The organism is Aldersonia sp. NBC_00410 (genome assembly GCF_026342035.1).
In the GTDB taxonomy this organism is placed as follows: domain Bacteria; phylum Actinomycetota; class Actinomycetes; order Mycobacteriales; family Mycobacteriaceae; genus Aldersonia.
The window spans coordinates 337,822-359,517 of sequence record NZ_JAPENM010000005.1 but is presented as its reverse complement, the minus strand read 5'-3'; the positions used below and the strand labels follow the sequence as shown (position 1 = coordinate 359,517).

Here is a 21,696-nt window from a genome sequence, read left to right as displayed (position 1 = left end):
CACCGGTTCTACCGGGCGTGCCCTCGCGCACGCGGTCTGAGAAGCTGTAGCGCATGACCACTTCCGCTGATTCCGCGCGCGCCCAGATCGGGGTGACCGGCCTCGCCGTCATGGGCAGCAACATTGCTCGCAACTTCGCTCGTCACGGTCACACCGTCGCGCTGCACAACCGCAGTGTCGCCAAGACCGACGCACTGTTGCACGACCACGGCAGCGACGGCGACTTCGTCCGCACCGAGACGGTCGAGGAGTTCGTCGCGGCGCTGCAGAAGCCGCGTCGCGTGCTGATCATGGTGAAGGCCGGCGACGCCACGGACGCGGTCATCGAGGAACTCGCGGCCGCCATGGAAACCGGCGACATCATCATCGACGGCGGCAACGCGCTCTACACCGACACGATCCGGCGCGAGGCGTCGCTGCGCGAGCGCGGGCTGCACTTCGTCGGCGCGGGCATCTCCGGCGGCGAGGAGGGCGCGTTGAATGGTCCGTCGATCATGCCGGGCGGCCCGAAGGAGTCCTACGACTCGCTCGGCCCGCTGCTCGAATCGATCGCCGCCCAGGTGGACGGCACCCCGTGCTGCACGCATATCGGCCCGGACGGCGCGGGCCACTTCGTGAAGATGGTGCACAACGGCATCGAGTACGCCGACATGCAGCTCATCGGCGAGGCGTACCACCTGTTCCGCGAGGCGCTCGGCTTCGACGCTGCACAGGTCGCCGAGGTCTTCGGCGAATGGAACTCCGGTGACCTGGACAGCTACCTCATCGAGATCACCGCCGAGGTCCTGCGTCAGCAGGACGTGAAGACCGGCAAGGCGCTCGTCGACGTCATTGTCGATGCCGCCGAGCAGAAGGGCACCGGCCGGTGGACGGTCAAGTCCGCGCTCGACCTCGGCATCCCGGTCACCGGGATCGCCGAGGCCGTCTTCGCGCGGGCACTCTCCGGCTCGCGCGCGCAGCGCAAGGCCGCGCAGGGGCTCGCCGCGGGCACGCTCGCCGCGAAGCCAACCGACGTCGAGCAGTTCACCGAGGACATCCGGCTCGCGCTGTATGCGTCGAAGGTCGTCGCGTACGCGCAGGGCTTCGACCAGATCAAGGCAGGCAGCGGCGAGTACGGCTGGGACGTGAATCCCGGTGACCTGGCGACGATCTGGCGCGGCGGCTGCATCATCCGCGCCCGCTTCCTGGACCGGATCAAGGATGCCTACGCGGAGAACCCGAACCTGGAGAGCCTCCTACTCGCGCCGTATTTCCGCTCGGCGGTGGAGAACGCCATCGACGGCTGGCGGCGCGTCGTCTCGACGGCAGCACTGCTTGGCATCCCGGTGCCCGCGTTCGCGTCGTCGCTGTCCTACTACGACGCACTGCGTGCCGAGCGGCTGCCCGCGGCACTGACGCAGGGCCAGCGCGACTTCTTCGGCGCACACACCTACGAGCGCATCGACGCCGAGGGCAAGTTCCACACGCTGTGGAGCGGTGACCGCAGCGAGGTTTCGGCGGGCTGAGCAGTGACGTTCGCGGCGCTGGGCCTGCCCCCGTTGCTCGTCCAGTCGCTGCGAAACGCCGGCATCGACGAGCCGTTCCCCATCCAGGCGGCGACGATTCCGGACGTGCTGGCCGGTCGCGACGTGCTCGGGCGGGCACCCACCGGATCGGGCAAAACGCTCGCCTTCGGGCTGCCCATGCTGGTCAGGCTGGCCGGGGCGCCGAGCCGTCCGCGCTCGCCGCGCGGCCTGGTGCTCGCACCGACCAGGGAACTTGCGGCCCAGATCGAACGCTCCCTCGACGACGCGGCGGTGGCGCTGGGTCTTCGGGTCGCGAGTGTGGTCGGCGGGATCCCGATGAAACGACAGGTCGACGCGCTCGGTCGTGGCGTCGATCTGCTCGTGGCCACGCCGGGCCGGCTTGCCGACCACCTCGCGGCGGGCTCGGCGAGCCTGGACGACGTGGCGATCACGACCATCGACGAGGCCGACCATATGGCCGACATGGGCTTCCTGCCGCAGGTGACCCGGCTGCTCGACCGCACCCCGGCCGACGGGCAGCGGCTGCTGTTCTCGGCAACCCTCGACGGTGAGGTCGACACCCTGGTCCGGCGCTACCTGCGCGACCCGGTCACGCATGCCACCGCGCCCGCTTCGGCGTCGATCACGACGATGACCCACCATCTGCTCTACGTACAGAAGGCGGACAAGCGGGCGATCGTCGCCGAGATCGGTTCCCGCACCGGTCGCACGATCATGTTCGTGCGCACCAAATATGGTGTCGACCGCATCGCCAAGCAGCTGCGTTCGGCGGGTGTCTCGGCCGGCGCGCTGCACGGCGGCAAGGCGCAGAACAACCGCACCCGCACCCTGGCCGCCTTCGCCGACGGCACCACCCCGGTGCTGGTCGCCACCGATGTCGCGGCGCGCGGGATTCACGTCGACGGGGTTTCCCTCGTCGTGCACATCGACCCGCCCGCGGATCCGAAGGATTACCTGCACCGAGCCGGCCGGACCGCGCGGGCCGGCGAGGAGGGCATCGTGGTCACGCTCGTCACCGAGGACGAACGCGACGATGTCGCCAAGATGACCGGCAAGGCCGGGGTCCGGGTCGACACCATGGAAGTGCGTCCCGGTGACCGCAGGCTCGCCGCGCTCACCGGCGCCCGCAAACCCAGTGGTGTCGCGCTGCCGAGCGTGACCGAGGCGCCGTCCGGCGATGACAAACCGCAGCGCGGAGACAATCCGATCCGCGGGACGCGCTCGAACGGTCGAGACGGCCGGGGCGGGGGTCCGGCCCGCCGGCGCGGCCGTCGACCGGGTCCCCCCGCCACACCGCACGGGCACCGCAACCGCGGCGCGCACTGACGGGCGACACCGTGGCCGACCTTCCGCTCCTGTCGATCGCCCTGGCGTTGGGCGCCGCACTGCTCTTTGCGGTCGCCGCCGTCGCACAACAGTCCGCTGCCTCCGGCGTCGCCGAGGGCGATTCGCTGGTGCGCGGCCTCGCGCGCAATCCGCGGTGGTGGGCGGGGCTGGTCGGCGACGGGGGCGGCTTCGCGTTGCAGGTGCTCGCGCTGGCCGTCGGTTCGGTGCTGGTGGTGCAGCCGATTCTGGTCAGCTCGTTGGTCTTCGCGCTGCCGCTCTCCGGGCGGCTGAACCACCGCCGAATCACCGCCCGGCAGGGCTGGCTCGCCGCCGCGCTGTGTGTCGCGCTCGCCGTGTTTCTCGTGATCGGCAATCCCACCGAGGGCACGGCCGACGCCGCGTTTCGCGAGTGGGTGGTGCCGCTCGCGCTCCTGCTCGGGGTGGTCGTGGTGGCCGCCGCTGCCGGACTGAGCCGGATCGACGCGAGTTGGCGGGCGCTGCTGCTCGGGCTGGCGGGTGGCCTGCTGTTCGGCCTCGCTGCGGCGCTCACCGAACACGTGTCGGACATATTCGAACACGACATCGGCGCCGCGTTGCGCGGCTGGCAACTCTGGGCGTTGGTCGCTTCCGGCGTGATCGGTTTCTACCTGCAGCAGCGCGCCTATCAAGTTGGGCCGCTGACCGCGTCACTGCCCGCCTTCACCATCGCCGAGCCGCTCGGCGCGGTGTTCATCGGCATGACGGTGCTCGACGAGCGGCTGCGCACGAGCGGCTTGGGGATCGTCGTAACCATGCTCGCGGTGGTGGTCATGGTGGTCACCACGTTGCTGCTCTCCCGCTCGCAGGCACGCGAGAACCTACCCGCGTAGAGTCTCCGACGTGCAGTTCCTTCCCGGTCAGCAGCCTCCACACGACCTCACCTACACGGACGTTTTCCTCGTCCCGAACCGGACCGAGGTCGCGTCCCGCTTCGATGTCGACCTGGCTACGGTCGACGGATCGGGCACCACGATCCCGATCGTCGTGGCGAATATGACCGCGGTGTCCGGCCGCCGGATGGCCGAGACGGTCGCCCGCCGCGGTGGCCTCGCCGTGCTGCCCCAGGACCTGCCGATCGACGCGGTCGCGGAGACCGTCGCCTTCGTCAAGAGCCGTCATCTCGTCGCCGACACTCCGGTGACGCTCGCCCCGGACCACTCGGTGTCCGAGGCACAGGCGTTGATTCACAAGCGCGGCCACGGCGCGATCGTGCTGATCGAGAACGACCGTCCGATCGGCATCGTCACCGAATCCGCGCTCACCGGAGTCGACCGGTTCGCGCGCCTGCGCGCGGTGTCCGGCACCGACTTCGTCACCCTGCCCGTGGACACCTCCCCCAGGGACGTGTTCGACCGGCTCGAGGTCGACCATCAACGTTTCGCGGTGCTCACCAATCCGGACGGATCGCTGGCGGGCGTGCTCACCCGTACCGGTGCGGTGCGGGCCGGTATCTACGCCCCGGCCCTCGACGACGCCGGGCACCTGCGCGTCGCGGCCGCGGTCGGCGTCAACGGCGACGTGCCCGCCAAGGCGAAGGCACTCGTCGACGCCGGCGTCGATCTGCTCGTGATCGACACCGCGCACGGGCATCAGGAAAAAATGCTCGACGCGCTGCGCGCGGTGCGGGCACTCGATCTCGGCGTACCGCTGGTGGCGGGGAACGTCGTCTCGGCCGCCGGTACCCGCGACCTGCTCGAAGCAGGCGCCGACATCGTGAAGGTCGGTGTCGGTCCCGGCGCGATGTGCACCACCCGGATGATGACCGGGGTCGGCCGCCCACAGTTCTCTGCCGTCGCCGAGTGCGCCGAGGCCGCGGCGGAACGCGGCGCGCACATCTGGGCCGACGGCGGGGTGCGGCATCCGCGCGACGTCGCGCTCGCGCTCGCCGCCGGCGCCGCGAACGTGATGATCGGATCCTGGTTCGCCGGCACCTACGAGTCGCCGGGCGACCTGCACTACGACACGGCAGGCAACGCCTACAAGGAAAGCTTCGGTATGGCCTCCAAGCGGGCTGTCGCGGCGCGGACGGCGACGGACAGCGGTTTCGACCGGGCGCGCAAGGGGCTCTTCGAGGAGGGCATCTCGAGTTCGCGCATGCTGCTCGACCCGGACCGGCCGGGAGTCGAGGATCTGATCGACCACATCTGTTCGGGCGTGCGCAGCACCTGCACCTACGCCGGTGCGCGGTCACTGCCCGAATTACACGAGAAGGCCGTCCTCGGCGTGCAGTCGGCGGCCGGTTTTGCGGAGGGGCGCCCGCTGCCGGGTGGTTGGTGACGGGTGAACCGGCATGCGCCGGCAGCGATCCGGGGTTCGGCTCGCTACACTTGAGGCTCTTATTTCCGCGAGAAAGGACCGTGGTGCCCGAGGCACCCACTACCAGCGGCGCTCCGATACGCCCGAGTGGCGACGCCGCCACCGCCGAGAGTTCGACTTCGGAGGGCTCCTCTATCGAGCCGGGTGACAGACCCGGCGCCTCAATCCCTACCAGCTCGGTCCAGGGGCGGTAAGCCGTGGACCTCGTCATCAATATCCTCAGCCTGATCGGCTTCGCGGCACTGACCGCTGGTACCGCGCTCTTCGTCGCGGCGGAGTTCTCGCTGACCGCACTGGAACGCAGCACGGTCGACGCGCACGCCCGCAACGGCGACCTGCGCGCCCGGCAGGTCCAGCGCGCGCACCGCACGCTCTCGTTCCAGCTTTCCGGTGCGCAGCTCGGCATCACCATCACCACGCTGATCACCGGCTACCTTGCCGAACCGGTGCTCGCCGGCCTGTTCCGGCCAGTGCTCGAAGACCTCGGGCTGAGCGAGAATGCCGCGGCGGGCATCGCCGTTGCCATCGCTCTCGTGCTGGCCACCTCGCTGTCCATGGTCTTCGGCGAACTCGTACCGAAAAATATCGCGGTCGCGAAACCGCTTGCGACAGCGCGCTTCACCGCGATGCCGCAGACCGTCTTCTCCTCGATGTTCCGCTGGGCGATCAACTTCCTCAATGGCTCCGCGAACGTCGTCGTGCGGCGACTTGGCATGGAGCCGGCCGAGGAACTGCGGTCGGCCCGCTCCCCCCGCGAACTGGGTTCGCTCGTGCGCACCTCGGCGAAGCGCGGCGCCATCGACGAACGGACCGCGGTGCTGGTGGACCGCTCGCTGCGCTTCGGTGAGCGCAGCGCGGAAGAACTCATGACGCCGCGGGTGAAGATCGAGTCGCTCGAGCGCGACGACACCGTCGCGGATCTGATCGCCGCAGCCTCGCGCACCGGGTTCTCCCGGTTCCCCGTCGTCGACGGCGACCTCGACAACACACTCGGCATCGTGCACATCAAGAGCGCCCTGTCGGTCCCCACCGCGCGACGGCTCGGCACACCGTTGCGTGAGCTGGCCCGGATGGTGCCCGTGGTGCCGTCCACCCTGGATGGCGACGAACTGATGGAGCGCGTTCGCGCCGACGGGATGCAGGTGGCGATCGTGGTCGACGAGTACGGCGGCACCGCGGGAATCGTCACGATGGAGGATTTGATCGAGGAGATCCTCGGCGACGTGCGCGACGAGCACGATCAGGTCGATCTCGACGTGACCCGCATCGGCAACGGCTGGAATTGCTCCGGCCTGCTGCGTATCGACGAGGTCGCGCAGGCCATCGGGTACACCGCACCCGAAGGCGAGTACGACACCCTCGGCGGTTTGGTGCTCACCGAGCTCGGCCGGATCCCCGAGGAGGGCGATGTGGTCTCCCTCCCCGAAATCCCCGCCGACGAGCGCGAGTCCGGCGGCTGGCTGGCGACCGTGGAGAAGATGGACGGGCGGCGCATCGATCGGGTGCTGCTCACTCCCGTCACCGAGTCCGTGCTCGGCGAGCACCGCGTGCAGCGGGATGATCGCAATGAGTGACCTGTGGGGCGTGGTACTCGCCATCGCGCTGCTCGGCGCGAACGCCTTCTTCGTCGGCGCCGAGTTCTCGCTGATCTCGGCGCGCCGCGACCGGCTCGAAGCGCTTCAGGCGCAGGGCAAACGACGCGCGGGAATCGTGATCAGCGCCGGTCAGCACCTATCGATGATGCTCGCCGCAGCGCAGCTGGGCATCACGATCTGTTCGATCCTGCTCGGCCGGGTCGGCGAGCCTGCGGTGGCGCACCTGATCGAGAAGCCGATGGAACTGCTGTCGGTTCCCGATCAGCTGCTGCACCCGATCGCATTCACCATCGCGCTCGCGATCGTGGTGATCCTGCACATCCTGCTCGGCGAAATGGTGCCCAAAAACATCGCGCTGGCCGGCCCCGAACGGGTCGCGTTGCTGCTCGTCCCGATGCATCTGATCTGGATCAAGATCGCGCGGCCGGTGATCTGGTTCTACAACGCGCTTGCGAATGCGTCGCTGCGTGCGATCCGGATCGAACCGAAGGACGAACTCGACTCGACGGTCTCGGCGGTGGAGCTGGCCGAGATGATCGGCGAGTCCCGCTCGGAGGGCCTGATCGACGCCGAAGAGCATCGCCGCTTGACCCAGGCGCTGGAAACCGCGGGGCGTACCGTCGCGGATGTGCTCATTCCGCTCGACAAGGCACGCTGCGTGCCGCAGTCCGGCGACGGCGCGACGCTCGGCTCGATCGAGGAAGCGGTGACCGAGACGGGGTATTCGCGCTATCCGGTGCGGGCAGACGACGGGTCGCTGGTCGGCTACATCCACATCAAGGATGTACTCGACGAGATCGGTGACGAATCGACAGGCCCGGACACGGTGGTCGCGCGCTCGGAGATCCGGCCACTGCCGACGCTGTCGTTGCGCACTCCGCTCAACGAGGCACTGGCGCGGCTGCGGCGGGCGCGTAGCCACTTGGCCCGCGTCGTCGATGCGCAGGACGCCACCGCAGGCGTTGTCGCGTTGGAGGACCTCGTCGAAGAGTTCGTCGGCACGGTGCGCGACACCACCCACCGCGGCACCGATGTCGTGCCCGGTGTGCGCGACGCGCGTCGCGGCGCGGACACCGGAAGGCCCGGCTGAGCGGTGCACGTACTTCCCGTGCAGGACTGGACCGCTCGACGCGATCGGCACCGGGAACGGGTCGACGGGTTGATCGGGCCGCACCTGCAACGCAAGGCCACCGGTCGCAAGCATCCGGTGATCGATTTCCTGTTCACCTACTACAGCTTCCGGCCGGGTGCGCTGCGTCGCTGGCACCCCGGCTTCGGGGTCGGTCTCGCAGGACCGCGGGCTCGCGAATACCTGCGCCACCCCGGGTACGTGGAAATCGACGGCGTCGTGACGGCCGCCGCCGACGTGCTCGCGTCCCGACGCTCGACCGTCGAGTTCGTGCACACGCTGCTCGCGGCGACCTCGGCTCGCCCGATGAACCTCGGCTGCTTCGGACTGCACGAGTGGGCAATGGTGTACCGCACGGGTGACGACGAGATCCGCCACGACCAGGTTCCGTTGCGGCTCGGGCATGGCGGAACCGACGCGGTGGTCGAGTCCATGCAGTTGCGTTGCACGCACTACGACGCGCTCCGCTTCTTCACCGCCGACGCGGTGCCCCGCAACGCTCACCGGCTGGAGCGGGCAAACCAAGTGGGCAGCGAGCAGCCCGGCTGCCTGCACGCCGGCATGGATCTCTACAAATGGTGCTACAAACTGGTTCCCCTGATCGATTCCGACCTGCTGCTCGAATGTTTCGAGCACGCCGTCGCGGCGCGCGAACTCGACATGCGGGCCAGTCCGTACGACCTCGCCGACCTCGGCTACGACCCGGTGCGGATCGAGGAGCCGGGCGGGCGCGCGGAATATGTGCGGCTGCAATCGGCATTGTCCTGGCGGGGTGAACGGCTACGGTCGAAATTGCGTGACCGCTGCCGCGTCCTGCTGGCATACCAGGAGGAAGAAGCCGTAATACCCGCGGGTAACATTGGGTGTCCGCAATAGCCAAGAGTGAGGCAAAGCATGACTGAGCGTGTTCAGGTCGGTGGTCTTCAAGTCGCGAAGGTGCTGCACGATTTCGTGGAGCAGGAAGCGATTCCCGGAACGGGCGTAGCCGCGGCCGACTTCTGGGCCGGCGCGGACAAGCTGATCGCCGATCTCGCGCCGCGCAACAGGGAATTGCTCGCCAAGCGTGACGAGATCCAGGGCAAGCTCGACGCCTGGCATGCCGAGCATCCGGGCGCCGGATACGACCGCGCCGCCTACAAGGCCTACCTGCAGGAAATCGGTTACCTGCTGCCCGAGCCGGACGACTTCACCGCCACCACCGAGAACGTCGACGACGAGATCGCACGCACGGCCGGCCCGCAGCTGGTCGTCCCGGTGCTCAACGCCCGCTTCGCGATCAACGCCGCGAACGCCCGGTGGGGCTCGCTCTACGACGCGCTCTACGGCACGGACGCGATCTCCGAGGAAGGCGGTGCCGAGAAGGGCACCGGCTACAACAAGGTGCGCGGTGACAGGGTCATCGAATACGCGCGCAAGTTCCTCGACGAGGCCGCCCCGCTCGAGTCCGGCTCGCATATCGGCACCACCGACTACGTGGTGCACGGTTCGACGCTGCGCGTCACCACCGCCGACGGCACCGTGACCACGCTCGCCGGACCGGCCCAACTCGTGGGCTACCGCGGCAACCCGGACGCGCCGACCTCGGTCCTGATCCGGCACAACGGCCTGCACATCGACATCGAGATCGACCCCGAGTCGCCGATCGGCAAGACCGACCCAGCGGGTGTGAAGGACCTCGTGCTCGAATCCGCGGTCACCACGATCATGGATTTCGAAGACTCCGTCGCGGCCGTCGACGCCGAGGACAAAGTGCTCGGCTACCGCAATTGGCTCGGCCTGATGAAGGGCGACCTGTCCGAAGAAGTCAGCAAGGGCGGCAAGTCCTTCACCCGCACAATGAACGAGGATCGCGTCTACACCGGCGTCGACGGCGGCGAGATCGCCCTGCACGGCCGTTCGCTGCTGTTCGTGCGCAACGTCGGTCACCTGATGACCAGCGACGCGATTCTCGACGCCGACGGCAACGAGGTGCCCGAGGGCATCCTCGACGGCCTGTTCACCTCGCTCATCGCGCTGCACGACCTGCGCGGGGACACCGTCCGCGGCAACAGCCGGACCGGTTCGGTCTACATCGTGAAGCCGAAGATGCACGGACCCGAAGAGGTCGCGTTCACCAACGAGCTGTTCGGCCGCGTCGAGGAGGTGCTCGGCCTGCCGGCCAACTCGCTCAAGGTCGGCATCATGGACGAGGAGCGCCGCACCACGGTCAACCTCAAGGCCGCCATCCAGGCCGCCCAAGCTCGGGTGGTGTTCATCAACACCGGCTTCCTCGACCGCACCGGCGACGAGATCCACACCTCGATGGAGGCGGGTCCGGTCGTGCGCAAGGGCGCGATGAAGCAGCAGAAGTGGATCACCTCCTACGAGGACTTCAACGTCGACACCGGTCTGGCCACCGGGCTCGAAGGCCGCGCGCAGATCGGTAAGGGCATGTGGGCGATGCCGGATCTCATGCACGACATGCTCGAGCAGAAGATCGGCCACCCGAAGGCCGGTGCGAACACCGCCTGGGTGCCGTCCCCCACTGCCGCGACCCTGCACGCGCTGCACTACCACCAGGTCGACGTGTTCGCGCGCCAGGAAGAGATCGCCAAGGGCGGGCGCCGGGCAAGCGTCGACGACATCCTGGAGATCCCGCTGGCCCCGACGCCGGACTGGTCGGACGAGGAGAAGCGCAACGAGCTCGACAACAATGCGCAGTCGATCCTCGGCTATGTGGTGCGCTGGATCGATCACGGCGTCGGCTGCTCGAAGGTGCCCGACATCAACGACATCGCGTTGATGGAGGACCGTGCGACGCTGCGCATTTCGAGCCAGCTGCTGGCCAATTGGTTGCGCCACGGCATCGTCACCGAGGACGAGATCCGCGCCAGCCTCGAGCGCATGGCCCCGGTCGTGGACCGGCAGAACGAAGGGGATCCGGACTATCGTCCGCTGGCACCCGATTTCGACACCAATATCGCCTTCCAGGCCGCGACCGAGCTGATCCTGCACGGCACCAAGCAGCCGAACGGCTACACCGAGCCGATCCTGCACCGGCGGCGTCGGGAGTACAAGAGCGCCAACGCATAGACGGCCGACCGCATAGTTGTTCCGGCCGTAGCGGCGATTTCGGCCGGAACAACTATGCGCTCGCGGCTACGCTGAGCCGATGCGGGCCAACAACATCGACGAGGTCCTGGCGATCCAGCGCACTATCGTCGACGACGCGAAGGCCCGCAACGACCCGATCGGCTACTTCGCGGCGGTGTACCGACAGGTCACCGTCGAGGTGAAGCGGTCGATCGAGGCGGGCGTTTTCGACGACGGCCCGCGGATGAATCGTCTCGACACGGCATTCGCCAACGCGTACTTCGCCGCTTACGAAGCACAGCAGGCCGGCCGACGGACCAGCCGCTCTTGGCAATTCGCGTTCGACCGGACCCATGCGGGTGGAGTGCTTATCCTGCAGAGCGTGCTGCTCGGGATCAACACCCATATCAATCTCGACCTCGGCGTCGTCACCGGCAAGACGTTTCCGGGCACGGCCCTGATCGGCGTACTCGATGATTTCGACCGGATCAACGACACCCTGGCCGGGGTGACCCCGAGAGCACGCGCGGTGATCGAGCAGTTCTCCCCACGACTGGGCGAATTGACTGCCGCCACCGGCACATCGGCCGAACTCGCGCTGCAGTTCAGCCTCATCGCCGCCCGGGACGAGGCGAAACGGGCAGCGTCGGTGATCGCGGTGATGCCCGACATGGTCGACGCGGCCGCCATCGACTTGATCGACAACCGCACCAAGTTGCTCGGCCGTATCGTCGCCGACCCGACCGAGCCGCTCGCGACGGCGGTGCGCCACATCCGCGCCGCGGAGAGCACCGACGTGCGCGCGATCATCGCCGCACTCGACACGCTGTAACCGAGCCGGATTCAGCCTCGGCCGATGAACGGCATCGTCGTGGCGGTGATGGTCAAGAACTGCACGTTCGCGTCGATCGGCAGATCGGCCATGTAGCGCACCGCATCCGCGGCGTGCTTGGCGTCGAAGGTCGGCTCGGGGCGGATGGACCCATCGGCCTGCCGAGCGCCGGTCGCGATGCCGGCGGTCATCTCGGTGGCCGCATTGCCGATGTCGATCTGGCCGCACGCGATCCCGAACGGTCGCCCGTCGAGCGAGATCGACTTGGTCAGTCCGGTGATCGCATGCTTGGTCGCGGTGTAGGCGACACTGCCCGGCCGGGGCGTGTGCGCCGAGATCGAGCCGTTGTTGATGATCCGGCCGCCGCCGGGCTGCTGCGCCTTCATGATTCGCACCGCCTCTGCAGCGCAGAGGAACGCACCGGTCAGGTTCACCGCCACCGTCGCGTTCCAGTCGTCGAGCGTGATCTCGTCGATCGCGCCGCCCGGACCGAACGTTCCCGCGTTATTCACCAGCACGTCCACCCGGCCCCATTCTTGCCGCACGCGCTCGAACAGCTCACGCACCGAGTCGGGATTCGACACATCGGTCGACACGACGAGGGTGTCGGCGCGTGATCCGGCGGTTTCGGTCAGCGTCTCGGCGTGGCGGCCGGCGAGCGCGACGCGGTATCCACCGTCGAGCAGCGCGTGCGTGAACTCGCGGCCGAGGCCGGATCCGGCGCCGGTGACGACGGCGACCCGTCGCGTGGGGGCGTTCATACTTCCAGGAGTTTAGGAGGAGGTGCCCCATGTCCGGCTACACCGTCAACTGTTCGATCCTGCTCACCGAACTCCCCCTGCTCGACCGGCCGCGGGCCGCGCGCGAGGCGGGATTCGACGCGGTGGAGTTCTGGTGGCCGTTCGATCGGGCCGTCCCCACGGACCGGGAAGTGGAGGAGTTCGTCGCCGCCGTTGCGGATGCCGGGGTACGGCTGACCGGACTCAACTTCGCCGGTGGCGATATGGCTGCCGGTGAACGCGGCCTGCTGTCGAATCCCGCGTCCACCACGGAGTTCCGCGACAATGTCGCCGTCGCGGTGGAGATCGGGCGCCGGCTCGGCACGGGCGGATTCAACGCGCTCTACGGCAATCGGCGCGCGGAGATCTCGCCCGATCGCCAGGATGCCGCGGCGCGGGAGAACCTCGCGTTCGCCGGCCGTGCCGCCGCCGAGATCGGCGCGGTCGTGCTGATCGAACCGCTCAGCGCGGTCCCCGCGTATCCGCTGCGGCTCGCCCGCGATGCGGTCGCGGTCTGCGACGCGGTGCAACACGAGCATGGCGTCAACAATCTGGTATTGCTCGCCGACCTGTACCACCTACACGTCAACGGCGATGACATCGCGGCGGCGATCGATGCCCACGCCGACCGCATCGGCCACGTGCAGATCGCCGACGCACCGGGCCGCGGTGCGCCCGGCACCGGCGAGATCGGACTAACCGGCTTTCTCGATCAGTTGGCGCGCAACGGCTACCGCGGCCGCATCGGACTCGAGTACCACGCGCCCGCGGCGACGGCCTTCGACTGGCTGCGCGCGACGGACTGATCGCACCCAAACCGGTGCAAAACTCGTTCGCGGGTTCGAACTCGCCCCCGCGAACACAAATTGCACCAACGACGAGCCGGCTCACGACGGAACGGCGAACGCCCCCACAGAAGGCGAATCCGGTGGGAGCGTTCGTCGTTGCAGGGTCGGTCAGATATCTCCGGCCGCATGCAAGGTGTTGTACATCTGCACCCCGCTGGCGATCCCCACCGGGACACCCGCGGCGATACCGCCAACGATGCCGCCGATGCCCGCACCGGTGCCGGCCCCCGCAATACAGCCGAGGACGCCCATGATGGGCACAGCCGGGAGGGCCGGAAGGCTGAAGAAGCCGCCGGTGAAAGCGCCCGCGACGCAGCCCACACCGAGGCCGATGGCGCCGCCGGTCAGAGTGCCGACGCTGATCGCCAAGCCGGTCTGGGTCGCCGCGACCGCGAGTGCGCTGTTGAAGTCAGCGGTGGCGTCGACTTGGTGCAGCAACGGCATATCGGCCGCGGCCTCGTGCACAGCCGGGGCCGCTGCCGGACCGGCCAGCGGCGCCGGAACTGGCGTCGGAACGGACGCCGCGACCGTCGTCACCGCCGCCGGTGCTGCCATTTCGGGCGCGCCCGCGACAATCCCGCCGAGCGAGTTCTTGACCTGGAACTGGTCACCGAGCACCCGCAGTGAACCAATCGGCGTGTCGAGGGCGATCGAGCGGTCGACTCCGCTGGCGGCATAGTGGACCCCAGGCAGAATTTCCGCGGTGATTGTTGAGGTGTCGGGCGCGGGCGGTGCCAGCGCGGGAGCGGCGTTCGCGGTCCCGGCCGCGAGGCCGATCGCGGTTACTGCGATCGCCGAGGTGGCGGCAACGCGGGCGATCTTCTGCATGGGGATACCTCGTCTTTTCTCCAGGCCGATCGCAACCAGCCCCGCCGGTCGCAATTGCGGTCGGTCGCGAACCAGGTTGCGCGAAACCGCGATTCGTGACGGTTTCGAGGCAGAACCGTAACCCGGCTGAAGACCGAGGAGACGCTCCGGAAGCCAATGTTTACGGCACCGACACGCCAACCCGAAGCATGTAACTCCGCGTTAATAGGAGCCGATTTCGTTCCGGCACCCACCGGTGGCTAGCTCGAGAACGCTTCCAGCGGCGGGCATGAACAGACCAGGTTCCGGTCGCCGTGGGCGCCGTCGATTCGCCGCACGGCCGGCCACACCTTCGGCCGCGACTTGCCGCGCGGGAATACTGCGACTTCGCGGCTGTACGGGTGGTCCCACTCGGCGACGAGGCACGCGGCCGTGTGCGGTGCGCCGCGCAACGGGTTGTCGTCGACGGGCCACTCCCCGTTGCCGACCCGGTCGATCTCGGCACGGATCGCGATCATCGCCTCGCAGAACTCGTCGATCTCGTCGAGGTTCTCGCTCTCGGTCGGCTCCACCATAAGCGTGCCCGCGACCGGGAAACTCATCGTCGGCGCGTGAAAGCCGTAGTCCGCGAGCCGCTTTGCGACATCCTCGACCGTGACGCCGGTCCGCTTGGTGAGTTCGCGCAGGTCGAGGATGCACTCGTGCGCGACCATGCCACCCTCGCCCGCGTAGAGCACCGGGAAATGCTCGTCGAGACGACGGGCGATGTAGTTCGCGGACGCGATCGCGGTCAGCGTGGCACGCCGCAGGCCCTCGGCGCCCATCATCCTGATGTAGGCCCAGGTGATCGGCAGGATCGACGCCGAACCGTAGGGCGCCGCGGAGATCATGCCCGGTCCGGAGTGCGCGGGCAGGTACTGCTCGAGGTGCGAGCGGACCGCGACCGGGCCCACCCCCGGGCCACCGCCGCCGTGCGGAATGCAGAAGGTCTTGTGCAAGTTCAAGTGGCTGACGTCGCCGCCGAACCGGCCGGGACGGGCCAGGCCGACGAGGGCGTTCAGGTTCGCCCCGTCCACGTACACCTGACCACCCGCGTCGTGCACGGCCGCGCACAGCTCGGAGATCTCGTGCTCGAAGACGCCGTGCGTCGACGGGTAGGTAATCATGATCGCGGCCAGGCGTTCGGCGTGGTCGGCGATCTTGGCACGCAGATCGTCGAGGTCGACGTCGCCGTTGGGCCGGCACGCCACGACCTCGACCTTCATTCCGGCCATCACCGCGGACGCGGCGTTGGTGCCGTGTGCGCTGGACGGGATGAGACAGATATCGCGGTGCACGTCGCCGCGGTCGAGGTGATAGCGCCGAATCGCGAGCAGGCCGGCGTACTCGCCCTGGCTGCCCGCGTTCGGCTGCAGGCTCACCGCGTCGTAACCGGTGATCGCGACGAGCCAGCGCTCCAGCTCGCCGATCAGGTCGAGCATGCCGGGCACATCGGCGTCCGGGGCGAACGGATGCAACCGTGCGAAACCGGGCCAGGTGATGGCCTCCATCTCCGCGGCCGCGTTGAGCTTCATCGTGCAGGAGCCGAGCGGAATCATGCTGCGGTCCAGCGCGATGTCCTTGTCCGACAACGCCCGCAGGTAACGCAGCATCGCGGTCTCGGTGCGATACCTGGTGAACGCCGGGTGGGTGAGGAAGGCCGAGGTGCGGGTCTCGATCGACGCGGCGGTCGTCTCCACGGCGGCGGCACCGAACGCGTCGAGCACGGCAACGGCGTGCTCGACGACGGTGGTTTCGTCGCAGGAGATCCCGACGTGGTCGGCGTCGACCCGACGAAGATTGATGCCGTGCTTCTTCGCGGCGCCGACCATCTCGTCGGCCCGCCCCGGCACGCGCGCGAGAACGGTGTCGAAGAAACGCCCGTGCACCACCTCGACACCCGCCGCGCGCAGACCGGCGGCGATGGATTCCGCGTGCCGGTGCACCCGCCGTGCGATCTCGGTCAGTCCGGCCGCGCCGTGGTAGCTCGCGTACATCCCGGCCATGACGGCGAGCAGCACCTGCGCGGTGCAGATGTTCGACGTCGCCTTCTCCCGACGGATGTGCTGCTCCCGGGTCTGCAGGGCGAGTCGGTAGGCGATGTCGCCGTCGGCGTCCAACGACACCCCGACGAGGCGGCCGGGCAGCTGCCGGGCGTGCTTGGTGTGTACGGCGAGATATCCGGCGTGCGGGCCGCCGTACCCCATCGGCACCCCGAACCGCTGGGTGGTGCCGAAGCAGGCGTCCGCGCCGTACTCGCCGGGCGGGGTGAGCAACGTCAAAGCAAGCAGGTCGGCGCCCACGGCCACCAGCGCACCACGCTCGTGCGCGGCCGCGACCACATCGCTCCAGTCCACGATCGCACCCGATGCGCCGGGCAACTGCACGAGCACACCGAAGAATTCGCCCACCGGCAGTCCGTCGGCGACGAGGTCGGCCTCGACGAGTTCGATCCCGAGCGGTTCGGCGCGGGTTTCGAGCACGGCTCGGGTCTGCGGGAACAGATCGGTGTCCACCACGAAACGCGCGGACTTGCTCTTGCTCGCGCGACGGAGCAGTGTCATCGCCTCGGCCGCCGCAGTGGCCTCGTCGAGCATCGACGAGTTCGCCACCTCCATGCCGGTGAGGTCGGCGACCATGGTCTGGAAGTTCAGCAGCGCCTCGAGCCGGCCCTGGCTGATCTCGGGTTGGTACGGCGTATAGGCGGTGTACCAGGCCGGATTCTCCAAGATGTTGCGGACGAGGACGGGCGGGGTGTGGGTGTCGTAGTAGCCCTGGCCGATCATCGAGGTGGCAACGGTGTTGCGCGCCGCGAGTGCGGCCAGCTCTGCGAGTGCCGCATGTTCGGTCGCCGGCGCAGGCAATGCGTCGAGCCCGCTCTGGTCGAGAATGCTTGCCGGGACGGCCTTGCCGATCAGATCCTCGTAGGACGCGACGCCGATCACGTCGAGGATGCGGCTCAGCTCGGCGGAATCGGGCCCGATATGACGATCGGCGAACATAGGCGTCTCCCAGGAGGTAGGTGCGTCACACCCTCCCCCTCTGTCTTTGCGCCTGAGAGATTCGGCCCATCACAGACCTTTCCCCGTGGGCGGGTGACCTGCCTTGATGCACGGCGGGCCACCGCTTTCCAGAGACGTCGAAGACCGCACGGTCCGGGTGCCTGAGAGATTGACGGGGAGGTGCTGCTCCTTCGGCGCCCGAAACCGGCGATAGTCCGGATTCGGGGCTCTCCCGTGCGTCGGCGACGTGCCGCTAGTTTAACCGGTCTTGCGGCTTGCGCGATTTTTGCGGCGGAAGGCCAGCTCGTCCTCGGGACGCTCCTCGACGGCGCCGCCATCTGCGCGTTCGGCGGGGAAGTTCGCGATCGTGCCGGTGAGTTCGCGCATCGCGCCACTCACTGCGATGCCGAACACACCCTGCCCGCCCTGCAGCAGGTCGACGACCTCTTCGGCGGAGGTGCACTCGTAGACGGTGGTGCCGTCGGAGAACAACGTGATCTTCGCGAGATCGTGCACTCCGCGATCGCGCAGATGATCGACGGCGACGCGGATGTTCTGCAGCGAGATCCCGGTATCGAGCAGGCGTTTGACGATCTTGAGGACGAGGATGTCCTTGAACGAGTAGAGCCGTTGGCTGCCGGATCCGGCAGCGCTGCGGATGGACGGGACGACGAGACCGGTGCGCGCCCAGTAGTCGAGTTGCCGGTAGGTGATGCCGGCAATCTGGCAAGCACTCGGCACGCGGTAACCGACGAGTTCGTCGGGCAGAGTGTCGTCGGGAAACAGCCCGGGCTGCACGTCCAAGTCCAGAGCAGGAGCGGAGTCGACGGGGCGACTCGACGTTTCTCCCGGGGCGGAGCCGGTGTCCCGGCTCGATCGCTGATCGTGCGGCTGATCGCCCACTGAGTACTCCCTCTGATCGCTGCCCGTAAGAAGTGAGGCTACTCCCCGATGTAATGCGATGAGCCGACGACAATCAAACCGACTCGCCGAAGCCTAAACCTCGAGTTTAGGGTGAGGCCGATTTGTTACCTCCACAAACACTGCGGAACAGTGATCACCGGGGCGCAGTCAGCCGTCGGTCGCCTTGAAATCGTCGGGCGATACCGACTCGAGAAACTCCTTGAACTTCTCGACCTCGTCTTCGCGCTCGTCCGGCATGACCAGACCGGCCTCGTCGAGGACGGCTTCCTCGGCGTAGATCGGCACCCCGACACGCAGCGCGATCGCCACCGAATCCGACGGCCGCGCCGAGATCCGCAGATCATCCTCGAAGACCAGATCCGCGTAGAAGGTGCCCTCCTGCAGGTCGACAATGCGGACTTCGCGCAACGTGTGGCCGAGTGCGGTGATGAGGTTCTTGATGAGGTCATGAGTGAGCGGCCGGGCCGGTTCGACGCCCTGCTGCTCGAGCACGATCGCCGTAGCTTCCGGTTGACCGATCCAGATCGGCAGATAGCGGTCGCCGTCGGTCTCCTTCAGCAACAGCACCGGCTGGTTCTGCGGCTGTTCGACACGGATTCCGATCACACGCATCTCACTCATCGAATCTGCCTCCCAGCGCTTGCGCGACCCCGGGGCGAACCACCGGCCGAGCCGACCCTTGTCCATACCGGCACCGCCGGCGAAGGTCGTAGCACGAGTCTAGGCGAACGTGGTGTTCGCTTCGAGCCGTTGGGGATCCGGCCGGCACCCGGACATCGCCCCGCGGCGGGTCGCGCCGCGCGGTCACCGAACCGGTGCGCGACCGAGCATTGATCGAGTCGCCACGCGGATCACTTATCCAGTGCACTCCGGACGGCCGACTTCACCAAATAGGTATGCAACGTCAGCGACATCGCAGCCAGTTCGCGGACCAACTCTTCCGCGCGGTCGCGGGCACCTGCGTCCCGGCTCTTCGCGACCGGGCCGGCGATCTGGGCCACCAGCGCGGCCTCGCGGTCGGCAGCAAGTTTGAACGCTCGCAGATGACGCACTTCGAGACCGAACTCGGCCATCGCCTTGGCGGTCGCCGCGAGCGCGATCGCGTCCTCGTCGAAGAAGCCGGCAGCGCCGGGCACAATCAGGCCGGCGCGGATCAGTTCGGTGAGAAACGCGTCCTCGATGCCGGCACGCTCGAGCAGATCGGCCCGGCCGAGCCGGACATCGCGCGCCGACCGAAACTCCTCTGGCGATACCTCCCCGACGATGCCGAGCCGACGCGGTGTACGTGCCTCACCCGATCCGACGCTCGCCACACCGCGGTCGATCGCTTCGAGTTGTTCCTTGATCACTTTGAGCGGCAGGTACTGATCGCGTTGCGCGGTCAGCACGAACCGCAACCGGTCCACGTCGGTGACCGCGAAGCGCCGGTACCCGGATGGGGTGCGCTCGGGGCTGATCAGGCCTTCCGCCTCGAGGAAGCGGATCTTGGAGATCGTGATGTCGGGAAAGTCGGACCGCAGGAGGTCGAGCACGGAGCCAATGGACATCCCCGTGCGAACAGCCCGCTGCCCGACCTGCGTCATGAACTACCCGCGCCCGCGGCGGGAAGACCCGATTCGGATCGCGGGCCGGTGAGAAACACCAGGCGGAACTTGCCAATCTGTACTTCATCGCCGTTCGCGAGCACTGCCGAGTCGACGGGCTCACGGTTGACATAGGTGCCATTGAGGCTGCCGACGTCGACGACCTGGAACTCGTCTTCGTCCTGACGGAACTCGGCATGCCGGCGGCTCACGGTGACATCGTCGAGGAAGATGTCGCTGTCGGGATGGCGGCCGGCGGACGTCGTCGGCTGGTCGAGCAGGAACCGCGAACCGGCGTTCGGACCGCGCTTGACGACGAGCAGAGCAGAGCCGACAGGCAAACCCTCGACGCCCGATACCGGCGCCTCACCGGTCGGCGCAGCCGAGGGGTCGACCTCGTTCAGGAAGTCCGCACGAAAGACCGACGTGGTCTCTGCGGCACTCTCCCCGTAGGCCGACTCGTTGTCGTTCTCGCTCACCGTTTCTCCTCCTGAGTCCGATTTTCAATGCGGCATTTCACTCGGACGATTCTCGAGTCTCGGACCATCGCCCCCGCACACAACACACGTATTGGTAATGACCGTACCCTGCCCGGGGCACCGCGTGCAGGCAGACCGGAAACGCCGATCAACCGCCGATTACCCCTCGGTAACCGGCCACGTCCAGCGTGTTGCCCAAAGCGGCGTCGAGGACCTGCTCGTCGTCGACCGACAACTCGACCAGCCACCCGCCGCCGTACGGATCGGAGTTCACCATCTCGGGGCTGGCTTCCAGATCACCGTTGACGGCAACGACTTTCGCGGTCAGCGGGGCGAAAATGTCGGACACGCTCTTGGTGGATTCGACCTCCCCGAGCGACTCGCCCGCGGTCACCTCGTCGCCCTCGGCGGGTAGCTGCACGAACACCACGTCGCCGAGCTGCTCCTGTGCGTAGTCGGTGATCCCGACCCGGACGGTCGTCGGACCGGTCCGCAGTACCCACTCGTGTTCCTCGGTGTAGCGCAAATCCTCGGGTAGTGCGGTACTCACCGTTTCTGGTCCTTTCGGGGTCTGCGCCGGCCTCCGTGCGCCCGGTTTCGGTGTGCCCGGGTTCCGGGGTGCCTAGTTTCCTGGCTGAGCGTAGTGCGGGTCGGTCGGGTCCCGAGTCGCGGTCACCGCGACCTGTTCGCGCTGCTCGACCACCAGCGTTCCCCCGCTGCGCGAGACCGAATCGACAACTCCACCCGGAATGTTCACCGCCGCTGCGAGTGTCGGCGGGTCGCCGATCGCCACCACAGTGTACGGGGCGGTCAGGGTCACACCGTCGACGATCACCGCTCCCGGTGTGCCACCGATCCAGGTGTTGATGCCTACTCGCAACGGGTCGCCACCGGCACCGCCGATTTGAATCGCTTCTGCACCGGCCGCACGCAATTCCTGCACGGCGTCGAGCAGCACGTCCGGTCCCACCTTCAGCGCCGGGTCCGCGATGGTGAGCACCACACCGGGCCCGCTCGCCGGGACTGTGCCCACTTGCACCGACAACGCCGACAGGCGCGCCCTTGCCTCGTCGACGGCGGCGCTCGACCCGCGCTGTTCGAGGCCGGCGATCGTGCCCTGCAGGGTCGCGATCTCCTGACGCAGCGACGCCTCGCGGCGGTTCAGGTTGTCCAACAACGCGAGCAGGTCCGTCGGCCGCGCGGAGTCGAGGCTGCTGCCGGAGTCGGTGTCGCGGATCTGGGTGGCGATCGCGATGCCCAGGACCCCGATCAGGATCAACGCGAGCACCTGCAGGGCGCGCGGCGACGCCTTGCGGACACGCTTCTGCCCGGGCGGCGGCTGCTGCTCGGGTGACTCCTCGACGGGATCCGGCGATACGTCGTTCGCTTCATTCGCCATC

General features: G+C 68.1%; 19 protein-coding genes and 1 riboswitch. Of the genes, 10 read left to right on the top strand and 9 right to left on the bottom strand.

Annotation, left to right across the window (positions count from 1 at the left end; genetic code table 11):
* Positions 1 to 53: 53 nt before the first annotated feature.
* From gndA to OG921_RS14440, 9 genes are all read left to right on the top strand, one after another.
* The gene (gene gndA / locus OG921_RS14480) at positions 54 to 1,505 is read left to right on the top strand and encodes an NADP-dependent phosphogluconate dehydrogenase (protein WP_266113148.1); all 1,452 of its coding nucleotides are present in this window, start codon (positions 54 to 56) and stop codon (positions 1,503 to 1,505) included.
* Between the two features lie 3 nt (positions 1,506 to 1,508).
* On the top strand, positions 1,509 to 2,852 hold the full coding sequence (locus OG921_RS14475) for a DEAD/DEAH box helicase (RefSeq protein WP_266113147.1): 1,344 nt from the start codon (positions 1,509 to 1,511) through the stop codon (positions 2,850 to 2,852).
* A gap of 11 nt (positions 2,853 to 2,863) precedes the next feature.
* Complete coding sequence (locus OG921_RS14470) at positions 2,864 to 3,721, top strand: DMT family transporter (RefSeq protein ID WP_266113146.1); 858 nt, start codon at positions 2,864 to 2,866, stop codon at positions 3,719 to 3,721.
* 10 nt (positions 3,722 to 3,731) lie between these two features.
* Positions 3,732 to 5,168: a GuaB1 family IMP dehydrogenase-related protein gene (locus OG921_RS14465; RefSeq protein WP_266113145.1), complete on the top strand. Its 1,437-nt coding sequence runs from the start codon at positions 3,732 to 3,734 to the stop codon at positions 5,166 to 5,168.
* A gap of 236 nt (positions 5,169 to 5,404) precedes the next feature.
* Positions 5,405 to 6,781: a hemolysin family protein gene (locus OG921_RS14460; protein ID WP_266113144.1), complete on the top strand. Its 1,377-nt coding sequence runs from the start codon at positions 5,405 to 5,407 to the stop codon at positions 6,779 to 6,781.
* Complete coding sequence (locus tag OG921_RS14455; protein WP_266113143.1) at positions 6,774 to 7,892, top strand: hemolysin family protein; 1,119 nt, start codon at positions 6,774 to 6,776, stop codon at positions 7,890 to 7,892. The genes OG921_RS14460 and OG921_RS14455 overlap by 8 nt, the downstream gene beginning before the upstream one ends.
* Positions 7,893 to 7,895: 3 nt before the next feature.
* Complete coding sequence (locus tag OG921_RS14450; protein ID WP_266113142.1) at positions 7,896 to 8,807, top strand: 3-methyladenine DNA glycosylase; 912 nt, start codon at positions 7,896 to 7,898, stop codon at positions 8,805 to 8,807.
* Positions 8,808 to 8,825: 18 nt separating this feature from the next.
* A complete protein-coding gene (locus tag OG921_RS14445) occupies positions 8,826 to 11,003 on the top strand; it encodes a malate synthase G (RefSeq protein ID WP_266113141.1) in 2,178 nt (725 codons plus the stop codon).
* A gap of 79 nt (positions 11,004 to 11,082) precedes the next feature.
* A complete protein-coding gene (locus OG921_RS14440; RefSeq protein WP_266113140.1) occupies positions 11,083 to 11,835 on the top strand; it encodes a DUF5995 family protein in 753 nt (250 codons plus the stop codon).
* A gap of 11 nt (positions 11,836 to 11,846) precedes the next feature.
* Here OG921_RS14440 and OG921_RS14435 read toward each other — a convergent pair whose 3' ends face one another.
* Positions 11,847 to 12,596 carry an SDR family oxidoreductase gene (locus OG921_RS14435; RefSeq protein WP_266113139.1) on the bottom strand — a complete coding sequence of 250 codons (750 nt, stop codon included), beginning with the start codon at positions 12,594 to 12,596 and terminating at the stop codon, positions 11,847 to 11,849.
* 29 nt (positions 12,597 to 12,625) lie between these two features.
* On the opposite strand from OG921_RS14435, the gene OG921_RS14430 reads away from it, so the two are divergent.
* Entirely contained in the window at positions 12,626 to 13,420 is a 795-nt protein-coding gene (locus tag OG921_RS14430) for a hydroxypyruvate isomerase family protein (protein ID WP_266113138.1), read from the top strand.
* A gap of 150 nt (positions 13,421 to 13,570) precedes the next feature.
* On the opposite strand, the gene OG921_RS14425 is transcribed toward OG921_RS14430, so the two are convergent.
* From OG921_RS14425 to OG921_RS14390, 8 genes are all read right to left on the bottom strand, one after another.
* Positions 13,571 to 14,290 (bottom strand): hypothetical protein, encoded by a 720-nt coding sequence (locus OG921_RS14425; protein WP_266113137.1) that lies wholly within the window; start codon positions 14,288 to 14,290, stop codon positions 13,571 to 13,573.
* A gap of 239 nt (positions 14,291 to 14,529) precedes the next feature.
* A complete protein-coding gene (gene gcvP / locus OG921_RS14420) occupies positions 14,530 to 17,310 on the bottom strand; it encodes an aminomethyl-transferring glycine dehydrogenase (RefSeq protein WP_266113136.1) in 2,781 nt (926 codons plus the stop codon).
* 139 nt (positions 17,311 to 17,449) lie between these two features.
* Positions 17,450 to 17,555: riboswitch (glycine riboswitch) on the bottom strand.
* Between the two features lie 13 nt (positions 17,556 to 17,568).
* Positions 17,569 to 18,120: a MerR family transcriptional regulator gene (locus OG921_RS14415; RefSeq protein ID WP_266113239.1), complete on the bottom strand. Its 552-nt coding sequence runs from the start codon at positions 18,118 to 18,120 to the stop codon at positions 17,569 to 17,571.
* A 261-nt stretch (positions 18,121 to 18,381) separates the two neighbouring features.
* Positions 18,382 to 18,855: a bifunctional nuclease family protein gene (locus tag OG921_RS14410; RefSeq protein ID WP_266113135.1), complete on the bottom strand. Its 474-nt coding sequence runs from the start codon at positions 18,853 to 18,855 to the stop codon at positions 18,382 to 18,384.
* Between the two features lie 230 nt (positions 18,856 to 19,085).
* The gene (locus tag OG921_RS14405; protein WP_266113134.1) at positions 19,086 to 19,817 is read right to left on the bottom strand and encodes a MerR family transcriptional regulator; all 732 of its coding nucleotides are present in this window, start codon (positions 19,815 to 19,817) and stop codon (positions 19,086 to 19,088) included.
* Entirely contained in the window at positions 19,814 to 20,296 is a 483-nt protein-coding gene (garA, locus tag OG921_RS14400; protein ID WP_266113133.1) for a glycogen accumulation regulator GarA, read from the bottom strand. Before garA ends, OG921_RS14405 begins: the two co-directional genes overlap by 4 nt.
* A gap of 148 nt (positions 20,297 to 20,444) precedes the next feature.
* Positions 20,445 to 20,846 carry a glycine cleavage system protein GcvH gene (gene gcvH / locus OG921_RS14395; protein WP_266113132.1) on the bottom strand — a complete coding sequence of 134 codons (402 nt, stop codon included), beginning with the start codon at positions 20,844 to 20,846 and terminating at the stop codon, positions 20,445 to 20,447.
* Positions 20,847 to 20,918: 72 nt separating this feature from the next.
* A complete protein-coding gene (locus OG921_RS14390; protein WP_266113131.1) occupies positions 20,919 to 21,695 on the bottom strand; it encodes a DUF881 domain-containing protein in 777 nt (258 codons plus the stop codon).
* Position 21,696 lies beyond the last annotated feature (1 nt).

What these genes read in the sequence shown, in the direction of transcription:
- OG921_RS14425 (WP_266113137.1), bottom strand. Translation starts at nt 14,290, where the DNA reads ATGCAGAAGATCGCCCGCGTTGCCGCCACCTCGGCGATCGCAGTAACC.
- OG921_RS14410 (WP_266113135.1), bottom strand. Translation starts at nt 18,855, where the DNA reads ATGAGTGAGATGCGTGTGATCGGAATCCGTGTCGAACAGCCGCAGAAC.
- gndA (WP_266113148.1), top strand. Translation starts at nt 54, where the DNA reads ATGACCACTTCCGCTGATTCCGCGCGCGCCCAGATCGGGGTGACCGGC.
- gcvP (WP_266113136.1), bottom strand. Translation starts at nt 17,310, where the DNA reads ATGTTCGCCGATCGTCATATCGGGCCCGATTCCGCCGAGCTGAGCCGC.
- OG921_RS14435 (WP_266113139.1), bottom strand. Translation starts at nt 12,596, where the DNA reads ATGAACGCCCCCACGCGACGGGTCGCCGTCGTCACCGGCGCCGGATCC.
- OG921_RS14455 (WP_266113143.1), top strand. Translation starts at nt 6,774, where the DNA reads ATGAGTGACCTGTGGGGCGTGGTACTCGCCATCGCGCTGCTCGGCGCG.
- OG921_RS14445 (WP_266113141.1), top strand. Translation starts at nt 8,826, where the DNA reads ATGACTGAGCGTGTTCAGGTCGGTGGTCTTCAAGTCGCGAAGGTGCTG.
- OG921_RS14440 (WP_266113140.1), top strand. Translation starts at nt 11,083, where the DNA reads ATGCGGGCCAACAACATCGACGAGGTCCTGGCGATCCAGCGCACTATC.
- OG921_RS14430 (WP_266113138.1), top strand. Translation starts at nt 12,626, where the DNA reads ATGTCCGGCTACACCGTCAACTGTTCGATCCTGCTCACCGAACTCCCC.
- OG921_RS14390 (WP_266113131.1), bottom strand. Translation starts at nt 21,695, where the DNA reads ATGGCGAATGAAGCGAACGACGTATCGCCGGATCCCGTCGAGGAGTCA.
- OG921_RS14405 (WP_266113134.1), bottom strand. Translation starts at nt 19,817, where the DNA reads ATGACGCAGGTCGGGCAGCGGGCTGTTCGCACGGGGATGTCCATTGGC.